The 18,520-nt window shown below is 60.8% G+C and carries 10 protein-coding genes; 2 read left to right on the top strand and 8 right to left on the bottom strand.

The window, feature by feature from the left end; translation table 11 throughout:
- Positions 1-9: 9 nt before the first annotated feature.
- Positions 10-3,069 carry a DUF1553 domain-containing protein gene (locus R3C19_15305; protein MEZ6061714.1) on the bottom strand — a complete coding sequence of 1,020 codons (3,060 nt, stop codon included), beginning with the start codon at positions 3,067-3,069 and terminating at the stop codon, positions 10-12.
- 121 nt (positions 3,070-3,190) lie between these two features.
- On the opposite strand from R3C19_15305, the gene R3C19_15300 reads away from it, so the two are divergent.
- Entirely contained in the window at positions 3,191-7,216 is a 4,026-nt protein-coding gene (locus R3C19_15300) for a plastocyanin/azurin family copper-binding protein (GenBank protein MEZ6061713.1), read from the top strand.
- A 179-nt stretch (positions 7,217-7,395) separates the two neighbouring features.
- Here the strand turns inward: R3C19_15300 and R3C19_15295 are convergent, their stop codons facing one another.
- From R3C19_15295 to R3C19_15265, 7 genes are all read right to left on the bottom strand, one after another.
- Positions 7,396-8,178: a hypothetical protein gene (locus tag R3C19_15295; protein ID MEZ6061712.1), complete on the bottom strand. Its 783-nt coding sequence runs from the start codon at positions 8,176-8,178 to the stop codon at positions 7,396-7,398.
- Positions 8,179-8,324: 146 nt separating this feature from the next.
- Positions 8,325-9,914: a serine/threonine-protein kinase gene (locus tag R3C19_15290; protein ID MEZ6061711.1), complete on the bottom strand. Its 1,590-nt coding sequence runs from the start codon at positions 9,912-9,914 to the stop codon at positions 8,325-8,327.
- Positions 9,901-10,509, bottom strand: a complete 609-nt coding sequence (locus R3C19_15285) for a sigma-70 family RNA polymerase sigma factor (protein MEZ6061710.1) — start codon at positions 10,507-10,509, stop codon at positions 9,901-9,903. The genes R3C19_15290 and R3C19_15285 overlap by 14 nt, the downstream gene beginning before the upstream one ends.
- Positions 10,510-10,640: 131 nt before the next feature.
- On the bottom strand, positions 10,641-12,623 hold the full coding sequence (locus tag R3C19_15280) for a GDSL-type esterase/lipase family protein (GenBank protein MEZ6061709.1): 1,983 nt from the start codon (positions 12,621-12,623) through the stop codon (positions 10,641-10,643).
- A 23-nt stretch (positions 12,624-12,646) separates the two neighbouring features.
- Positions 12,647-13,390: an amino acid ABC transporter ATP-binding protein gene (locus R3C19_15275; protein ID MEZ6061708.1), complete on the bottom strand. Its 744-nt coding sequence runs from the start codon at positions 13,388-13,390 to the stop codon at positions 12,647-12,649.
- Positions 13,387-15,030 carry an ABC transporter permease subunit gene (locus tag R3C19_15270; GenBank protein ID MEZ6061707.1) on the bottom strand — a complete coding sequence of 548 codons (1,644 nt, stop codon included), beginning with the start codon at positions 15,028-15,030 and terminating at the stop codon, positions 13,387-13,389. Before R3C19_15270 ends, R3C19_15275 begins: the two co-directional genes overlap by 4 nt.
- Positions 15,031-15,088: 58 nt before the next feature.
- Positions 15,089-16,525, bottom strand: a complete 1,437-nt coding sequence (locus R3C19_15265) for a DUF1501 domain-containing protein (GenBank protein ID MEZ6061706.1) — start codon at positions 16,523-16,525, stop codon at positions 15,089-15,091.
- Positions 16,526-17,181: 656 nt separating this feature from the next.
- Here R3C19_15265 and R3C19_15260 point away from each other — a divergent pair.
- Positions 17,182-18,243 (top strand): hypothetical protein, encoded by a 1,062-nt coding sequence (locus R3C19_15260; protein MEZ6061705.1) that lies wholly within the window; start codon positions 17,182-17,184, stop codon positions 18,241-18,243.
- Positions 18,244-18,520 lie beyond the last annotated feature (277 nt).

Below are 18,520 nucleotides of genomic sequence, written 5' to 3'. Positions count from 1 at the left end.
GATGACGTGTTACTGCACGTAAAGGAATTCGTTGCTGTTAAGAATGACGCGGCAGTACGACGCCAGTCCGTACTGGTCGACGAACCGCCGAGCCAGCGCGATTTCTTCTGCCGCGGGAGCCCTGCCCCAGGCGATTTCGCAGACTCGCCGGATCTGATCCACGGTGTCGGTGCCGGCTTCCCGCTTCGCTCGCGACGCGAACTGGTCGGCCATCCGGAAGATCAGCGCGTTGTTCATCAGGGACAGCGCCTGCAAAGGGGTGGTTGTGGAAGCACGGTTCGGCGAAGTTGCCGACGGATCCGGACAATCGAACGTATCCAGAAACGGATTGCGTCCGCCGCGCGGAGTGAATCGATAGATCGTCCGGCGCAGGGACTCCGGTCCGGATTCGTCGATCGATTCGTAGAAATTGCTGCCTTTGAATTCGAAGTGACGAACGTCGCGGTACCCTCGCCCGCCGATTTCCCGATTCAGCAGACCTGTGGCCGTCAAAACGGCGTCGCGAATTTCTTCGGCCTCCAGTCGCTGAGGCGTTTTTCGCCACAGCCAGCGATTGTCGGCATCCACCGTCGCGGCCTCGGGTTTCCATGCGGAAGCCTGCCGGTAACTTGCCGAAGTCACCATCAGCCGATGCAGAGCCTTGAGACGATACCCGTCGGAACGCAGCGTCTGCGCCAGCCAGTCAAGCAGGTCCGGATGACTGGGACGTCCGCCGTTGAAACCGAAGTCGCTGGGCGTGAACACCAGACCGCGGCCGAAATGGTAGTGCCACAGCCGGTTCACGATGACTCGCGCGAACAGCGGGTTGTCGTGATTCGTGATCCATTCGGCCAATCGGGCACGTCGTTCCGCGTCGGCGGCGTTCGGAGGCAGACCAAAATCCGGAGAACTACCGGCGATCGCGCTTAGTCCGGACGGCGCCACTTCTTCGGCCGGGCTGCCGACGTCACCGCGGCGCAGAAGTCTCGTGGTTCCCGGATCCGCCGACACGCAGGTGTACAGGACTCGCTGTTTTGAATGATTCAGCTCGTCCAGTTCCGTTCGCAGAGCAGTCAGTTCGGCGCTGTGTTTTTCATGCCGTGCAAGCTGATCGGAATCCATCGCCGCCAGCAGCGCGGACTGTGAAACAAAATTCAGATCGCCGATACCCGCCGATGCCGCAACTTCGTCAGCCGCAAGCGCGCGGTCGTAAAGCTGAGCCCGCTGGATGCGTCCGGCCAGCATCCGATTGCCGCCGACCGGACTATGCCGCAGCCCGAAAATCACCTGAGCCTTCTCGGCCGCAAACGTTTGCAGTTCACCCGGACGATACGCGTCGCCGTACGGCTTGCCGTCGCGATATCCGGTGATTGTTCCGTCGGCCTGATACACAATCGCGAAGTGAACGAAGCGCTCGGCGGCGTCGGTTTCGGCATCGCCATTGAACGACTGTGTGCGGACGAAACTGTTACTGCCGGCAATCCACTTCCCGGATTCTCGTTCACCAAACACGATCGCATCGAACACTCCGCCGCCGATCGTCTGGACACTGATCACGCCGCCGCCCTGCTGGTCAAGATTCTCCAGTCGCACCCAGGCTTCCAGCGTCTTTTCACCGAGTTCGGCGGGCAGCGATGGCGTCTCAACGAAGGAGTCCTTTCCGTCCAGCACCAGGCAGCCGTCTTCGATTCGTGCCTGGCCGTGAGGCGTCCCGTCCAGCGACCCCAGCCGGTCCGCGAAATCGTCGTCGAATTCCCATGACGCCAGAGCCTGCGGAGGTTCCGGCGGCGCCACTGTGCCGCGACGCCGTCCGGCAATGACGGCGTTTCGAACAGGCTGCTCAATTGATGCGAGTTCCGTCTGAAGAGCGTCGATCTGAAGTTCCAGTTCAGCGATCCGCTGTTGCTGCTGTTCCGTGAGTTCGACGGTTACGCTGCGTTCGCCGTGAGTCGCTCCGGTGAGCGTTGCCGCGAACTGATAATATTCCTTTTGCGAAATCGGATCGAACTTGTGTTCGTGACACCGAGCACAGTTGGCGGTCAGTCCCAGAAATGTCTGCGCCACGTTTCCGACCAGGTCTTCCAGTTCGTCCTGAGCCATCGACATGCGCATCTTGTCGTTGGAGGGCAGCGTCGTGTTGTGCGGACCGGCGACCAGGAATCCGGACGCCGCAATCGCACTGACGTCGCCGGGTCGCAGAATGTCTCCGGCCAGTTGCAGCCGAACAAATTCATCGTACGACAGATCCTGGTTGAACGCGTCGATGACCCAGTTGCGGTAGTGCCAGGCGTTGTCGCGAGGCTGGTCGTATTCGAACCCGTTGCTTTCGCCGAAGCGGACAACATCCAGCCAGTGCCGAGCCCAGCGTTCGCCGTAATGCGGCGATGCCAGCAGATCATCGACAAGTTTCAGGAACGCTTCGTCGGACGGATCAGCGACGAAGGCCGCGACCTGTTCCGGTTCCGGTGGCAGTCCGGTCAGGTCAAAATACAGTCGCCGAATCAGCGTGCGCGGATCAGCGACCGTTGACGGTTGCAAACCGGCTTCCTGCAGGCGCCGCAGCACGAAGGCGTCGATGTCGTTGCGAACCCAGCCGGCGGATTCAACCTTCGGCGGCGATACATTCCGCAGCGGCTGCAGCGACCACCAGTCGCGGCCCGCGCGAGCTGACGTCGTGGATGCAAACGGATCGATCGGACTGGTGCCCCACGCCGCTCCTTCGTTCAGCCAGCGTTTGATGACAGCTTTGTCGTCGGCCGTCAGTGGATGTTCGGGCGGCATATCGTCTGCCGCGACACGCTGCCACAGCAGACTGGCGGCCGCATCCTTCGCGACGATCGCTGCCCCGCTGTCACCGCCCGTCGCCGCGGCCGCAGAATCTCCAAGCGACAGTCCGCCTTTCGGATCCGTTCCGGAGTGGCATTCCAGACAATGCGAAGCGAAGATCGGCGCGACGAGTTTGTCAAAGTCGATCTGCGGGCCGGATTCCGTCTGCTGGAAGGCGGCCGCCGGCGCCACTGGTGTCGCGATCAGAATCAGCAGACACGCCACGATTCGACGGATGCCGAACGCGCTTGCTCGTGGTTTCATCTTCGATATTCTCACCGGAAGGCTCCGTGAAATCGTCCGCAGCTTCGTCAGAAAGTATCCCGACCGCCAAACGATACTGCCAGAATAGTCACTTCAGTTTTTTTTAGAACGGGCAATCGCCATGAACAGAGGTCTAATTGCTTTCGCTTCAGTGGTCGCGTTGTTGTGCCCGCATCCGGCCGACACGGCAGCGGTGCGCGCCGCTGACGGCGCTGACGTGCTGCGGCGCGAGAATCTGGTGGCGTGGTGCATCGTGCCCTTTGATGCAAACAAACGCGGACCCGCCGAACGCGCGGTCATGCTGAAGGAACTCGGCATCCTGAAGTGCGCTTACGACTGGCGAGAAGAACATGTGCCGACTTTCGAGCAGGAGATCCTGGAATACCGCAAACAGGGCATCGAATACTTCGCGTTCTGGGGCGTCCACGACGACGCGTTCCGGCTCTTCGAAAAGTACGACCTGCATCCTCAGATCTGGCTGATGTTCGCCGATCCGGCAGGGGAGACTCAGGAAGCCCGAGTGGAGACCGCCGCTCAGCAGTTGCTGCCCGTTGCCCGGCGCACGAAGGCGATGGGATGCAAACTGGGGTTGTACAACCACGGAGGCTGGAGCGGCGAACCGAAGAATCTGGTGGCCGTCTGCCGTCGGCTGCGTGAACTGGGACACGATCACGTCGGCGTCGTCTACAACTTTCATCACGGCCACGGCCACATCAGCGACTGGGCTGAGTCCTTCGCGATGATGAAGCCGTTCCTGCACTGCCTGAATCTGGACGGAATGAATGACAACGAACAGCCGAAGATTCTGGGCATCGGCAAAGGTGCTCATGAACTGGAAATGATCCGCACAGTCGTGGAAAGCGGCTATGACGGACCGATCGGAATTCTCGATCATCGGGAACAGCTTGATGCCTTCGAATCGCTGAAGGAAAACCGCGACGGACTGGAGTGGGTCCGCCGGGAAATTCAGAAGCCCGGCAGCGGCGGTCCAAAACCGGCGGCAGCGGATCAGAAACAGGCTTCTTCCGGTGACGCCGCGCACGATCACGGCGATCCGAAGAACACTGCGGGCACCACCGGCATCGACCTGCCCTACGACGCGGAACTCGTGGCGACTCTGGTGTCGGACTCACGCGAACACGGCGACGCCGCGCGCGGAGCAGCGGTGTTCGCGAATGCAAAGCTGGCCTGTCTGTCGTGCCACAAAGTCGGGCCGCACGGAGGAACGGTCGGCCCTGAACTGACAGCCATCGCAAAGGACCGGGAACTGACACACATCGTGGAATCCATTTTGTGGCCAAAACGCGATGTAAAGCCCGAGTTCGTGACGTGGCAGGTAGTGACCGTCGAAGGAAAGGTCGTCACGGGCTATCGCGTCGAAGTCGGTGACGAGACCATCACATTGAAGGACCCGGCTTCAGGAAAGCTGACTCAGATCGCGGTCGCGGACATCGAAGAACAGTCCCCCGGGACGACCGTTATGCCCGCGGGACTGACGGCTGCGATGTCGCCGCAACAGCAGCGGGATCTGATCCGTTTCGTGAGCGATCTGGGGAGAAACGGACAACCGCCGTCGGAGGAAATTCTGCAGGTGATCGCTCACAGCCAGATGCACGGAGCCGCCAGGTTTCCGTTCACGGCAAAGCCGATTGATGAAGCGCGCTGGCCGAATTCGCAACATCCCGTCAATCGTGATCGGCTTTACGATTTCTATACGAAGCAGGCCGAATACTTCCGGCAGCAGCCACACGTCCCGATGCTGCTGGCGGGCTTTCCGGGACTCGACGGAGGCCAGCAGGGTCACTGGGGAAATCAGAACGAAGACGTCTGGGTGGACGGTCGCTGGAACGACACGCAGCTCGGGTCCGTGATGTCAGGCGTCTTCCACGCGGACGGACTCACCATCGCACGCGGCGTGTGCCTTCGGCTGGGTGACCGAGGCGAAGTGTCAGCGTGCTTCAATCCTGACACGCTGACCTACGACGCCATCTGGACCGGCGGATTTGTCAGCTTCGATTCCGTGCGACACGGATTTGTCAGCGGCCTGAGAATGGCGGGCACACCGCAGGAGATCCCGAACCAGAACTCGCCGGGGCAGCCGTTTCAATATCACGGGTTTTATCGCCACGGCAATCGCGTCGTGTTCTCCTACCGCATCGGCGACATCGAATACCTGGACTCTCCGTGGGTCGACGAAGGCCGGTTCGCCCACGACGTCGAACGCGCCGACCGGCATCCGCTGCGACAACTGACGACCGGCGGTCCGGAACAGTGGCCGCAGGTGCTGGAAACAAAGATCATTCCCGGAAACGGTCGGCCGTACGCCGTCGACACCATCGAACTTCCCTATGACAACCCGTGGAAAGCACCGATGTTCTGCGGCGACCACGACTTCCTGCCGGACGGAAGTGCATTGGTCTGCACGATGCAGGGCGATGTCTGGCGTGTCACCGGCCTGGACTCCGGAACCGATCGGCCCGGCGTTGCTCAATGGCGACGGTTTGCATCCGGGCTCCATCACGCTCTGGGGCTGGTTGTCGCAGACGGCCAGATCTTTGTGCAATGCCGTGACCAGTTGACTCGCCTGACCGATCTGAACGGCGACGGCGAAGCGGACTTCTATGAATGCTTCAGCAACGCATTCGAAACCTCACCGGCCGGCCACGATTTTATCTGCGGACTGCAGCGCGATTCGCACGGCAACTTCTATATGGCGTCCGGCAATCAGGGTCTCGTGCGGATCTCGCCGGATGGAAAAACGGCCGATGTCATCTCCACGGGATTTCGCAATCCGGACGGCCTGGGACTGCTGCCGGACGGAACGGTGACCGTGCCGACATCGGAAGGTGAATGGACGCCGGCCTCGTCCATTTGTGCCGTGCGCAATGCCGATGGCGCGGTCGCTGGTCCTCCGCCGCATTTTGGCTATCGCGGGCCGATCGACGGCAAGCCTCCCGAACTGCCGATAGTCTACCTTCCCCGAGGACTCGACAACTCCAGCGGCGGACAGGCTTACGTTGACAGCGATCGGTTCGGGCCGCTGCAGGGACAACTGACGCATTTTTCGTTCGGAGCGGGTTCGTGGTTTCTGGTGCTTCGCGACGAAGTCGATGGCCAGATGCAGGGCGCCGCGGTTCTGATGGCGGGAGACTTTTTGTCGGGCGTTCATCGAGGACGTTTTCGACCGACGGACGGGCAGTTGTACGTATCCGGCATGGCGGGCTGGGGATCGTACACGCGCGACGACGGCAGCTTTCAGCGAGTTCGCTATACGGGCGATGCCGTGCAGGTGCCGGTTGGTTTTCACGTGCATGAAAACGGAGTCCGCGTCACGTTTTCGCAGCCGCTGGACGCAGCCGTCGCCACCGATCCGCACAGTCATTTCGTGCAGTGCTGGAACTATCGCTACAGCGCGGCGTACGGTTCCGTGGACTACTCGACCACGCATCCCGGCGTTTCCGGTCACGATCCGCTGACGATCGCGTCGACACATATGCTGGCCGACGGTCGTAGTCTGTTTCTGGAACTCCCGGACCTTCAGCCGGTGAATCAACTTCACCTGAGGCTGCACGTCAACAAAGACGATCACTTCACCTGCAACCCGTCCGGACACGGCCACGATCTGCTGGCGACCGTGCATAAGCTGGACAAGCCGTTCACGGAGTTTCCCGGCTATGTACCTCACGAAAAGACAATTGCCGCCCATCCGCTGCTGGCAGATCTTGCGTTAAGCGCCATACAGGTTCCCAACCCGTGGAGGTATCCGATCAAAGGAGCACGCTCCGTCGAAGTTGAAACCGGCAAGAACCTGACTTATGCCATCCGGGAGTTCACAGTCAACGCCGGTGAACCCATCGCCTTTACGCTGAAGAATCCTGATGTCGTGCCGCACAACTGGGTTCTTGTGAAGGCCGGCGCGCTGCAGCGTGTCGGGGAACTCGGGAATCGCCTGATTGCCGATCCGGAAGCGTACGCTCGCCAGTACATTCCCGAGACCGACGACATCCTGGCCCACACGGATATTGTGTCGCCGGGTGAAGCACACACAATCTACTTCAAAGCGCCGGAAACGCCGGGACGATATCCCTATCTGTGCACGTTCCCCGGTCACTGGATGGTGATGAACGGAACGCTGGTCGTCGAATAGGCGCGCGGGCAGTTGTCTTCAGATCCGAGTCGCACACTTGCCGGAGCGAAAATCCTGCTGAGCCGCGACCACGGAGGAGATTGGCTGGCCTCGGCAAATGCAGACCCGGCAACTCAGCAGGATTCTCGCGCCGGCGGTTTCAGGATTGCAGTTTGGGCACAAGCAGCCGTCGGCCCGCGTTATTGCACGACTTCATCGGAATCGAAGCCAGGCGTGATGGACTGAAGCGTGCCGATCGGCGAAAGAGGATTCTTCGGGAACCCCAGACCGTTGGCATCGTTGATCAGCGTCTGAAGCTGCAGGCTGATAATGTCTTCCTGCGCGGCCTTTCGCTTGTCGAGCTGATCGCGAAGCGACTTCACACGTTCTTCGATTTCGGCCAGCTCCCGCTCTCGTTCCTTCAGATCGCGTTCGAACTGGGACGCCAGCTGCTTTCGGATGTCATCCGTGACGGCGTTGCGAGACTCGTCGTCGGCAGCAGCCTTCAGTGATTCCACAGCCTCCTGCAGTTTACGACAGGCTTCCAGTTCTTCCTTCGGGATCGCTTCAAATCGCAGTTCCGTGATGGTTCGCTTCACGCGCCTTGCTCGCATGGGATCCAGGACGCTCAGTCCTTTGGCCCTGGCGGCGTTGATGAATTGTTCCAGGTTGGCGCCGTTCAGTTCCGTTCCGTCCACGACTCCGATGGCAGGCCGTGAGACATCCGGGCCGACGGCTTCGGTCAGTCGTTCGGCTTCAGCTTCCGGCAGAGGCAGCGTGTCGAATGCATCGACGCGCCGGACCGGCGGAGCCTGCCGTGACTTCGGCGCAGCATCTGCCGGCGGCTGACGGTCCGTCCGCGGACCGGCGTCGTCGTCTGCAGCGAGATTCTCGCCCGACGCCTGCTGCGTCATTCCGAACTGCGCAACACCACAAATACTGATCAGAACGAGGACGGGGAGGATGTACTTCAAAGTTCGCATACGTCAGTCCTTTCGACAATTCGTGTTGAACGCGCGGTCGTTGCGGCCCGCAGATTCCTGGTGAGACTTCAAGTGGCCCGGCAGCGCTGACGAGGAAGTGACCGCACGCGGCAAGACGCCGGGATGGAAGTTGTTTGTCCGCTGAATCAGCGGCCTTCGTCCTTCTTCTGAACCCATGTCGCGGATTCCAGTTCGTCAATCATCTGCCGGACTTCTTCAAGTTCGTTCGTCCAGCCGTCTGGTTTATTCGTGCTCTGAGAAGAATTGCCGGCGACGGAATCCAGTTTCAGTCTCAGAGTCTGCAGTATCCGGGAAGTGTCTTCGGAATTCGGTTCTGTGCCATCCGGCGGAAATTTGATGACCAGCGAGGTCTCTCTGTTGAAACTGGTTTCGGCCGGCGGCGCTGCTGATACCGCAGGTTGCGCCCGGTCACGATCCGACGCGGCGGTCACCCGGGACGGCCGCTGAACCAGATCCGAACCGGCAATCAGCAGTCCGGCAAGAACACAGGCGGTCACCGAAACAATTGCGAACGCGGCTCGCTGCACGAAGATTCTCCGCCGCCGCCAGGTGCGCATCCAGCGGGGCCGGCGTGCAGACGTCCCGTTCTGCAGCCGCACCAGAATCTGCTCCAACTGCTGCTCCACTTCATTCGCGTCGCGAAACCGCTTCGCCGGGTTCTTCGACAGCAACCGGTCCACGACGTCAGCCAGTTCCGGCGGAACTTCCGTGTTGACTTCGTCGACGGGGCGCGGCTCGTCGTGACAGATTCGGTTCAGAATCGCCAGAGCATGATCGGCTCGAAACGGAGGCCGGCCGGTACACATGAAATAGATCACGCTGCCCAGACTGAACAGGTCTGATCGATGATCGACCGGTTTTCCGGCCGCCTGTTCCGGCGACATGTAGTGCGGCGTTCCGGCCACCACGCCGGTTCGTGTCAGCGTCGCGTCGTCGACCGTGCGAGCCAGGCCAAAATCCGAAATCAGGACACGGTCAACCGATTCCTCCAGCAGAATGTTGGCGGGCTTCACATCGCGATGGACGACGCCCTGTGCATGTGCCGCAGCCAGACCAGCGGCCGCCTGGCGAGCAATCCGCACAACTTCACGCGCATCCAGCGGTCCTCGTTCGTCCACGCGATGCTGCAGCGAATTGCCGGCAACAAATTGCATGACCAGATAGGGAGTATCGCCGTCGGTCAGCACGTCATGAATGGGAATGACATGTTCGTGAACTACCGCCGCAGCGGACTGAGCTTCCCGCGCGAATCGGCGGCGGGCGGCTCCATTGTGAGCCAGGTGCGGTTTCAGCACTTTAATGGCGACGACTCGGTGAAGTTCCGTATCGAATCCCTTCAGCACAATTCCCATCCCGCCGGAACCGATGATTCGTTCAACTTCATAGCGGCCGATTCGGCCCAGCATTTCGGGGTGGCTCGGCGGCGACAGAAAGTCCAGCGAGATTGGTTCGCACTCTGCCAGAAAATCGTCGTCCCAGTGTCCGTCCACGGCGATCACAACCGACGACGCGCCGTTCGAATGAAACTGTTCGGTCTGACCGCAGTCCTGCAGAGTTTCGCGGACTTCCCGCAGCAGCTTCGGATCACACGAAATCTCCTGCAGACGGTGCTGGCACTTCGGACACGATTCCACATGCTGCGAGACCGACAGGAATTCCGCGCTGTCTTCTTCGTCGTGAAGCAGCACGGCCAGACTGTCATCATTGCATTGCATCCTGGTCCTCCCACTTCTGAACTTCGTCACGCAGCTTTGCAAGCACGCGGCTGCGGGCGATGTAGATGGCTCCCGGCGTCAGACCAAGCTGGTCAGCAACCATCTCCACCGGATGGTCTTCGACCGCGGTCAGCCAGAATGCCTTCCAGGTGGTTTCCCGAACATTCGATTTGACGCGTTCCGCGGCCCAGCGGAACAATTCCCGGCGATGTTCCAGACACAGTTGATCGGCGGCCGTCGGATCGTCGGCCGACAAATCCGCGACCGCCGCAAAAAAGTTGCTGCCGCCTCGCGACTGGATCTGCTTCCGATGCTTCGCAACGACATCCAGAAGCTGGTTGCGCGCAATCCGAAACAGCCAGGTTCGAAACCGCCCGCGAGCTTCGTCGGGACTCCAGTGACCGACGGCGCGCGCCACGGACAGCATCACGTTCTGCACCAGTTCGCGGGCGTCCGCATCCTGTAATCCGCCGCGCCGCGCGAACCGATAGACGAATGGTTCGTAAATCGCCACGAACTCGCGCCAGGCTTCCGCGTCGTCCACGGACGGAAGGCGCAGAATCAGACTGGCTCGAGTTTCGGGCACACGCGGCATCGGGATCTCCCACAAGACCTATACACGACGGTCGCGGAAGGTTCTTTCACGGAATCCCGAAAAAAAGACGCACACTCGCAGATTCGTGTCATAACGCGTTTGGTGCAGGCGTCCCGGAACGCCGCTGCGGGCTACCTGCCGCCTTCGCTCGTGATGCGGACCAGCCATTCCAGCGACTGCTTCTGCCACGCGTCCCACATCGGCCCCTGATAACCGTTCAGACCATGGCCGCCGGACGGCAGTTCCAGATATTCCGTGGGAACGCCGTTGCCCTTCAGGGCCTCGAAAAACAACCGGCTGTTGTCCGCCGAGACCGCTTTGTCGTCCACGGCGTGAGTCAGAAATGTCGGCGACGATTTCTTCGTGACCTGTTTCTCGTTCGAAAACAGTTCGATCATTTCCGGCGCGGGATTCGGTCCCAGCAGATTCTTCCGGCAGCCCGCGTGAGTCGTCTCGTCCATCGTGACGACCGGGTAAACCAGTATGGCGAAATCGGGACGGCTGCTCTGTCGCGCAACGGGATCAGTCGCGCTGGAATCGCCGCTGTCGAAGTGAGTGGCCGCCGTTGATGCCAGATGGCCTCCCGCCGAAAACCCGATAATTCCGACGCGCGACGGGTCGATGTTCCATGCTTTGGCATTCGCACGAACTGTGCGGATCGCCTGCTGAGCGTCCAGCAGCGGCACATACGGACGACCGGCGGGCAGGCGGTACTCCAGGACGACACCCGTGATTTCGTGGCCATTCAGCCATTCAGCAATTCCATGACCTTCCGCATCGGTCACCAGTCCGCCATAGCCGCCTCCCGGACAAATGACGACGACCGTTCCGTTGCCGCTGGAAGGTCGATGCACCGTGATCTTCGGGTCGGCGTCGTCGAAGGTACCGTCGCCGTTGGGAGCCTTTCCGTTCCACAGCGATACTTCGATCGGCTCCGGGGCAGCCTTTGGTGACGCCTGCTGAGCGGCCGCGAATGCCGCCGGTGAAACAAGCAGCGTTGACAGCACCTGCGCGTAGACTCGGTGACCGAAATCGTTCGGATGATTCACACCGTTGCCGGTCAGATCCCGGTCCTGTTTTCGTTTCAGGAACTCCGTCCAGACCGAAGTCACGTCCGCCAGCACGATGCCGGGTTCGCACAGTTCCGCCAGAGCATCCCGGTACTGTGGAAACAGCTCCTGCTTCAGCAGAGTCCAGTCCGGGTTTCCCAGCATCGTGGCCACGAGCACGAATTCGCAATCCGGCAGAGATTCGCGAATCTTCGCAATCGCGGCCTTCGTGTTCGCCTGATACTCCTCCGCGGAGCGGCCGGCGGAATCATTCATGCCGAACGCGATGATCACCAGGTCCGGCTTCGGTTCCACAACTTTTTCGATCATCGTCAGCATCCACGGTGTCGCCATGCCGCCCACGGACAGGTTGGTCAATTGAACGCTGGCTCCGTAGCTCGCTTCCAGATGCCGCTGCAGCAGTTCCGGATACGCCGGCTGAAACGGAGCACCGCTCGCCCAGCCGGATGCGTTGCAGCCCGTTGAGATGCTGTCGCCGATCAGGACGACGGAAACGGGCTGAGCGTGCTGAAGTTTTTGAATCGTGCGAGGCAGCGCGTTTGCGTCGAACGCCGGAACGGCCGACGGCCACGGTTCCGGCTTGTGCCGATAGCTGATCGAAGTCTGCATCTGGTGATATTCCAGCAACGCCCCGAACAGGATTTCTCCGCCGCCGTCGCGATGCGTCAGTCGATACTTCTGAGTCCCCGCCGGCCGACGCAGATCCTCCGGCGCGAACGAAGCGATCCGGGAGTTCTTCGGAAGTCGAATTTCGCGGGACTCGGGCTGCCAGACGAAGTCCCGGCCTTCTTCGTAGCACGTATCTCCCGCCGAGTTGCAGACGCCCAGAACTTCCGTCACGGGAAACAGCACCGACGCTTTCGCTTCACCGGTCTCCGGATCTTTGACGAACAGCAGCGATTCGCCCCGAACCGTATCACCCGTCCACAGAGGTCGCAGCATTTCCGGATCGTACTTCCATTCAGCAGCGGAATTTTCGTCAGCCGACGACGTTCCCATGACGAACACAACCATCGACAGAGCGGCAGGAATGATTGTTTTCATTTTGGTCTCCAGTGTCGAAACGGTCACGAAGCGGCGGCTTCCGACAGAAAGCTGCGCGTGATTTCCGTTTGAGGACATTCAAAAATCTGACGGGGCGGACCCGATTCGGCGATCATGCCCGCATGCAGGATATGAATCTGATGGGCGACTGTGCGAGCGAAGGACATCGCGTGAGTCACCACAATCATTCGCTGCCCGGTTTTCGCAAGATCGGTCATGACGCTGATGATTTCGGCCGTTGTTCGCGGATCCAGCGCGCTGGTGGGTTCATCAAACAGAATTGCCTGGGGATTCATCGCAAGAGTTCGCGCGATGGCAACGCGCTGCTGCTGACCTCCCGACAGAGATCCGGGGCGGGCATCCTGCTTGTCCAGCATCCCGACTCGATCCAACAGACGCCGCGCCGTTGCAACGGCAGTGTCGACGGGCTGACGCAGCACATGAATGGGAGCTTCCGTGACGTTCTGCAGCACCGTTCGGTGAGGAAACAGATTGAACTGCTGAAACACCATTCCGACTCGCTGCCGAATTCTTACCAGTGCGGCTTCCCGCGCAGGACCCGCTTCCGCCGGAAGAACAACGTCGCCCACACGGATCGTTCCACTGTCAAACGTCTCCAGGCCGTTGATCGTGCGCAGCAATGTACTCTTGCCTCCGCCGGACGGTCCCAGCAGAACGCAGACTTCGCCATCGGCCACTTTCAGACTGACGCCGCGCAGGACTTCATGCTGCTGATAGCGCTTGACGATGCCGGTCAGCTCAATCACGACCGCCGCTCCTGACCGAGATTCTTCTCAAGACGATTCGTCACAATCGACAGCGGATAACTCATCGCAAGGTACAGCAGAGCCGTCAGCAGGCCGAGTTCCACAATGGCTCCCGCGCTTCGCGCCTGGATGTAGTACATCTTCGAAAGCTCGACGACGGTGATGACCGAACATACAGCCGTGTCCTTGAACAGCGCGATGAAGTCGTTCGTCATCGGAGGAAGAACCAGGCGAGTCGCCTGCGGAATGATCACTCGCCGCAGTGCCATCGCCTTCGACATGCCCAGCGACAGCGCAGCTTCCATCTGGCCTTTCGGGATCGACTGAATTCCGCCGCGATAAATTTCGGCTTCGTACGCGGAATAGTTCACCGCCAACCCGGCCACAGCGGCGGTGAAGGCGTTGATCGTCAGCCCGGAATCCGGTACCAGACTGTCCAGAAGTTTCGGCAGCAAAAAGTAGATCAGGTACAACTGCAGAACCAGCGGCGTGCCGCGAACCAGTTCCACGTAACACGCGGCGGGGATTCTGATCCAGCCCGGGCCGTAAAGCCTGGACAGGGCAATTGCCAGGCCGATCATCACCGCCAGCGGCATCGCGCAGACGGACAGCAGCACCGTCATGCCCGCGGCGTCGACCAGCAGACCGCCCCGCTGACGAATCACGCCCCAGCCCGAAACACGCTCGAAGTGCTCCGTCTGGCCGACGTCCGGCTGATCGACGTCGTCGGCCCCGGAGATCGCACTTCCGACAAAGCTGCCGAAAGCATCAACCTCCAGCCCGCGCATCCGCTGAGTTTCATTCCAGATCTGGTACCGGGCAAGAATTCGGCGCAGCGTCCCGTCCTGCAGCGACGCCAGGATCGCCTCGTTGACGGCCTTCAGCAAGTCGGTGTCCTCCCGGCGAGTCATCACAACATAATAGCCGCGACCAACCGGCGGCCCGACGGGTCGCAGCCTGCTGAATCCACCGGAATAAAACGTCCAGATCGGGAGGTCCTGAAGATTGGCGTCGACATTGCTTAGCCCCAGTTCCGCGGCTTCCATGGCATCGGTCACGCCGTCGAACAGCGCCAGTTCAATCCGTCCTGCTCCGAATTTCTCGATGTAATCCTGAGCCGCCGTGCCACCAAGCACCGACACTTTTCGAGCGCGGCCGTCGATCGGCTGCAGCAGATCGTCCCACGACTTCAGGCTGTCGTCACCCACGCGCGCCAGCAGTTGAAGCTCATAAATGTAGTACGGAATCGACAGCCCGTAACGTTCGGCGCGGTTGGTTGTCCATTCGTAGCCGTTCAGCACGATGTCCACGTCGCCGCGATCCATCAGGTCCGGCAGTTTATCCCACTGACCCTGTGCGAACTGTGCCCTGACGCCCAGATGAGCGGCGATGACGTCGGCAAGTTCGACTTCGAAACCTGCCAGTTGAGCCGGGTCATCCGGTTTCGGATACACGAACGGCCCGCCGCCTTCCTGATCGGCACCCCAGATCAGCGTGCCCCGCTGCCGGATGGCGTCCAGAGCTTCATCGGCAACGGCGATGTGAGTCCGAATGCCGGCGAAGAACAACAAAGCGGCGACCGCGAAAAGACGAAGGCGAATGACCCGACTGCAGATCATCATCCCGACAGTGTGTTTCAACGGCGTGCTCGAAATCGCTTTGATGGAGAATGGTGGGACAGCAAATGGTCAGACAGAATCAGAACAGTTCGCTCAGCGGCTGGCCGTTCTCTTCCACGAAGTATCGGGGCCGGCCGCGTTCGTCGAGGTACGTACCGTCCAGTGGAACATCCATGTGCCGATAAATTGTCGCCGCCAGATCTGCCGGAGTCACCGGGCGTTCCTGGATCGTGCCGCCGTCGTGCGAACTGGCCCCGATGACCTGGCCGTGACGAAGGCCGCCGCCGGCGAGACACATGGACATCACGTTCGGCCAGTGGTTGCGACCATCGACACTGTCCTGAGTTCCCATGTTCGGAGTCCGGCCGAATTCTCCCATGGCGATCACCAGGCATTCATCCTGCAGGCCTCGTTCGTCAAGATCACTGACCAGAGTTGTGATCAAATGATCGAACAGCGGCAGCAGCGGCTTCAGTCCCTTCGAAATTCCGCCGTAGACTCCGCCGGGAATGCCGTGATTGTCCCACGTTCCGGACGCTGTGTGGTAACTCAGATCGAGCGTCACAAAGCTGACGCCCGCTTCCACCAGCCGGCGAGCCAGCAGCGCCTGCTGACTCCACAAGTGATCCCCGTAGCGTTCTCGCGACTTCACCGGTTCCGCCGAAATGTCGAAGGCCTGCTGAGCACGCCGGCCCAGAACCATGTCGAACGCCTGCTGACTGTACACGTCCATCGCTTCCATCGAACCGGACTGATCCAGCCCGCTGCGAATGCGATCGAGATCCGTCATCAGAGCACGGCGGTTCGACAACCGATCGATGCTCAGGTGACCGGGAAGATGAAACATGTCGGCTCCTGTGTTGCGGTTCAGCGGCTTCCCCAGCAGATCATATTCCGGCAGAACCGCGGCTTTGTTGCCGATGAACGGGTCGTATTGCTTCCCCAGCCATCCTCCCCACGCGATGTGCGACCGACTTCGCATGAACGCCACGTACGGAGGCATCGCCGGATGATTAGCTCCGTGATGCTTGGCGACGATCGACGCAATTGCGGGATGCCGGTCGCCTTTCGGATTCACTCGCGGAGCCGCCTCGCGATTACCGGTCTGCATTACCTGATTCGGTTCATGATTGCTCTGAGCCGGATCGACCGAACGAATCAGCGTGAACTTTTCCAGCATCGCCGCCTGCTTCGGCAGATGTTCGCAGATGATTATTCCCGGCAGCGCCGTGGAAATCGGCGAGAACGGTCCGCGGTTCATATACGGCCGGTCGGGTTTCGGATCCCACGTGTCGATCTGACTGGGACCGCCGGTCATCCACAACAGGATGACGCTCCTGTGACCCATCGGCCGACCGGATTCGCTCGCCGCCGCGCGAGTCTTCAGCAACGCGGGAAGACTCAGCCCGGCAATCCCGGCCAGCCCCGCCTTCAGCATGTTGCGACGACCGCGCAGCGCCAGCCCCTCGTTGGTCAGCGGATGGTAATTGGAAAATGCGTGGCGGGAGTGATGCATGAGGCGGGTTCCCTGTTCGTGGACGACTCGGCGGAATCATCGTCGCCGAAATACACCACGAAGTCCACGGCGAACCAAGCGGCCCACACCGTCATTCCCGCACAGCCTGCACCCGAAAAGTCGGCCGTCGGGTACTCAGCGTCTGGAGGGAACAGGGAATAGTGAGTAGGGAATAGGGAATAGTAAATAGTGTGCACGGAACTGACCGTCATTCCCGCGCAGGCGGGAACCCAGCCGACGAGCGGCGCGACGTCAGTCTGCCATCACCGCCGAACGCATCCGCGTTGCAGGCACCGCGACGCACCAGCAGGCAGAGCCTTGAGGGCATCGCGTTCCTGGGCCGGAGCGCTGGAACGAGGTGGCATGTTGCACAGCCCTCCTCCGCGCCCCGATATTCCTGCGCAGGCGGGAACCAGGATGCCCGATCGCTGGGTTCCCGCCTGCGCGGGAATGACGGAGCGCGGACTGCGCAGTGGGAATGACGGGGCGGGGGCACGCCACGGGAATAGCGATGCAAATCGTGAAGGCTGCGTTTCGAAAGCTCGTCGGAAGCAACCACCGTTGATTCCAGAGCTCCAGCCCTGCAAGAAGACACTGCCGTCGTTCTTTGTTAACGTCTTCCATCGCTAGTCAACTTCAGCTACGGAGCTGTCATCATGAACGAGCGCACCATCACAGTTCACCTGACCGTCGCCTTCGCTGCCCTGCTCTGTTCGGCGAACCAGGCGGCGGAATTCCCGGACGTCGAAGTCAGCAACATCCGGCGAGTCTTCCACAACGGTGAACACAATGCCTTCACCGATCTGGTGAAATTCCGGGATCGCTACTATCTGACGTTTCGAAGCTGTCCTGACGGGCATATGGTGCATCCGACGTCGTCGATCATCATGCTGGTCAGCGACGACTTTGATTCCTGGGAACAGGTTCACCGGTTCAGCGTTCGGAACCGCGACACTCGCGATCCGCATTTTCTGGTGTTTCAGGACAAGCTGTTCGTCTACACGGGCACGTGGTACAGCGGCGAAACGACGCTGCCGCGAGACCAGTATGATCTCAACAAGCATCTCGGCTATGCCGCGTGGACGACCGACGGCAGCGACTGGCACAGCCCGGTGATGCTCGACGGAACCTACGGCCACTACGTTTGGAAAGCCAACACGTTCGGCGGCAAAGCGTACCTGTGCGGACGCCGCAAGATCGACTTCGACGAAGGCCCGAAAGGCGAAGGCGACCAGGTGGAATCGCTGATGCTGGAAAGCGACGACGGCCTGATCTGGAAGAAGCGCGCCGTCTTTCAGCCCAATCGCGGCGACGAAACGGCGTTTCAGTTCGAGTCCGATGGCAGCCTGCTCGCGATCGGTCGTTCGGGCAGCCGGCCGGCTCAGATTCTGCGATCACAACCACCGTACACGGAATGGATTCGCAGGGATCTCGACCGCTACATCGGCGGCCCGCTGCTGATCCGCTGGGGAGAACGCTATGTCGTCGGAGGCCGCCGATCGACGGACCACGGCCCCAAAACGTCGCTGTGCTGGCTGGACGGCGACACGCTGCACGAATTCGCCAGCCTTCCCAGCGCCGGCGACAACTCGTACCCGGGCTTCATCGCTCTCAGCCCGACGCAGGCCGTTGTCTCGTGGTACTCGTCGCATGAGAAGGACGACAACGGCAACGGCATCACTGCGATCTACATGGCCGACCTGGCGGTTGCGGAATAGTCGATCGACGCGCCGGGGCGGGCCTACGGCGCCTTTGAGAATGACGGAGCACGGACAGCGCAGCGCAGTTTTCGGATCGCAAACTGCACCCGCAGCAAACGACGCGGCGAGTCCCTGACCCGCGTTGCTCTGCCCGTGAGACTGATGTCGGCGAACCGATCGGGTAGCATAGGAACCGGCAGCGACGTCGGTTCGAAACGTCGCCCGTTGAATACCGCTTCCGTGATTCAGGATTGCGACATGTCACATTCCCATATCGTCACGAAATGCGCCTTCC

The sequence above is a fragment of the Planctomycetaceae bacterium genome, assembly GCA_041398785.1.
Lineage (GTDB): Bacteria > Planctomycetota > Planctomycetia > Planctomycetales > Planctomycetaceae > JAWKUA01.
This window is presented reverse-complemented; position numbering and strand designations above follow the sequence as displayed.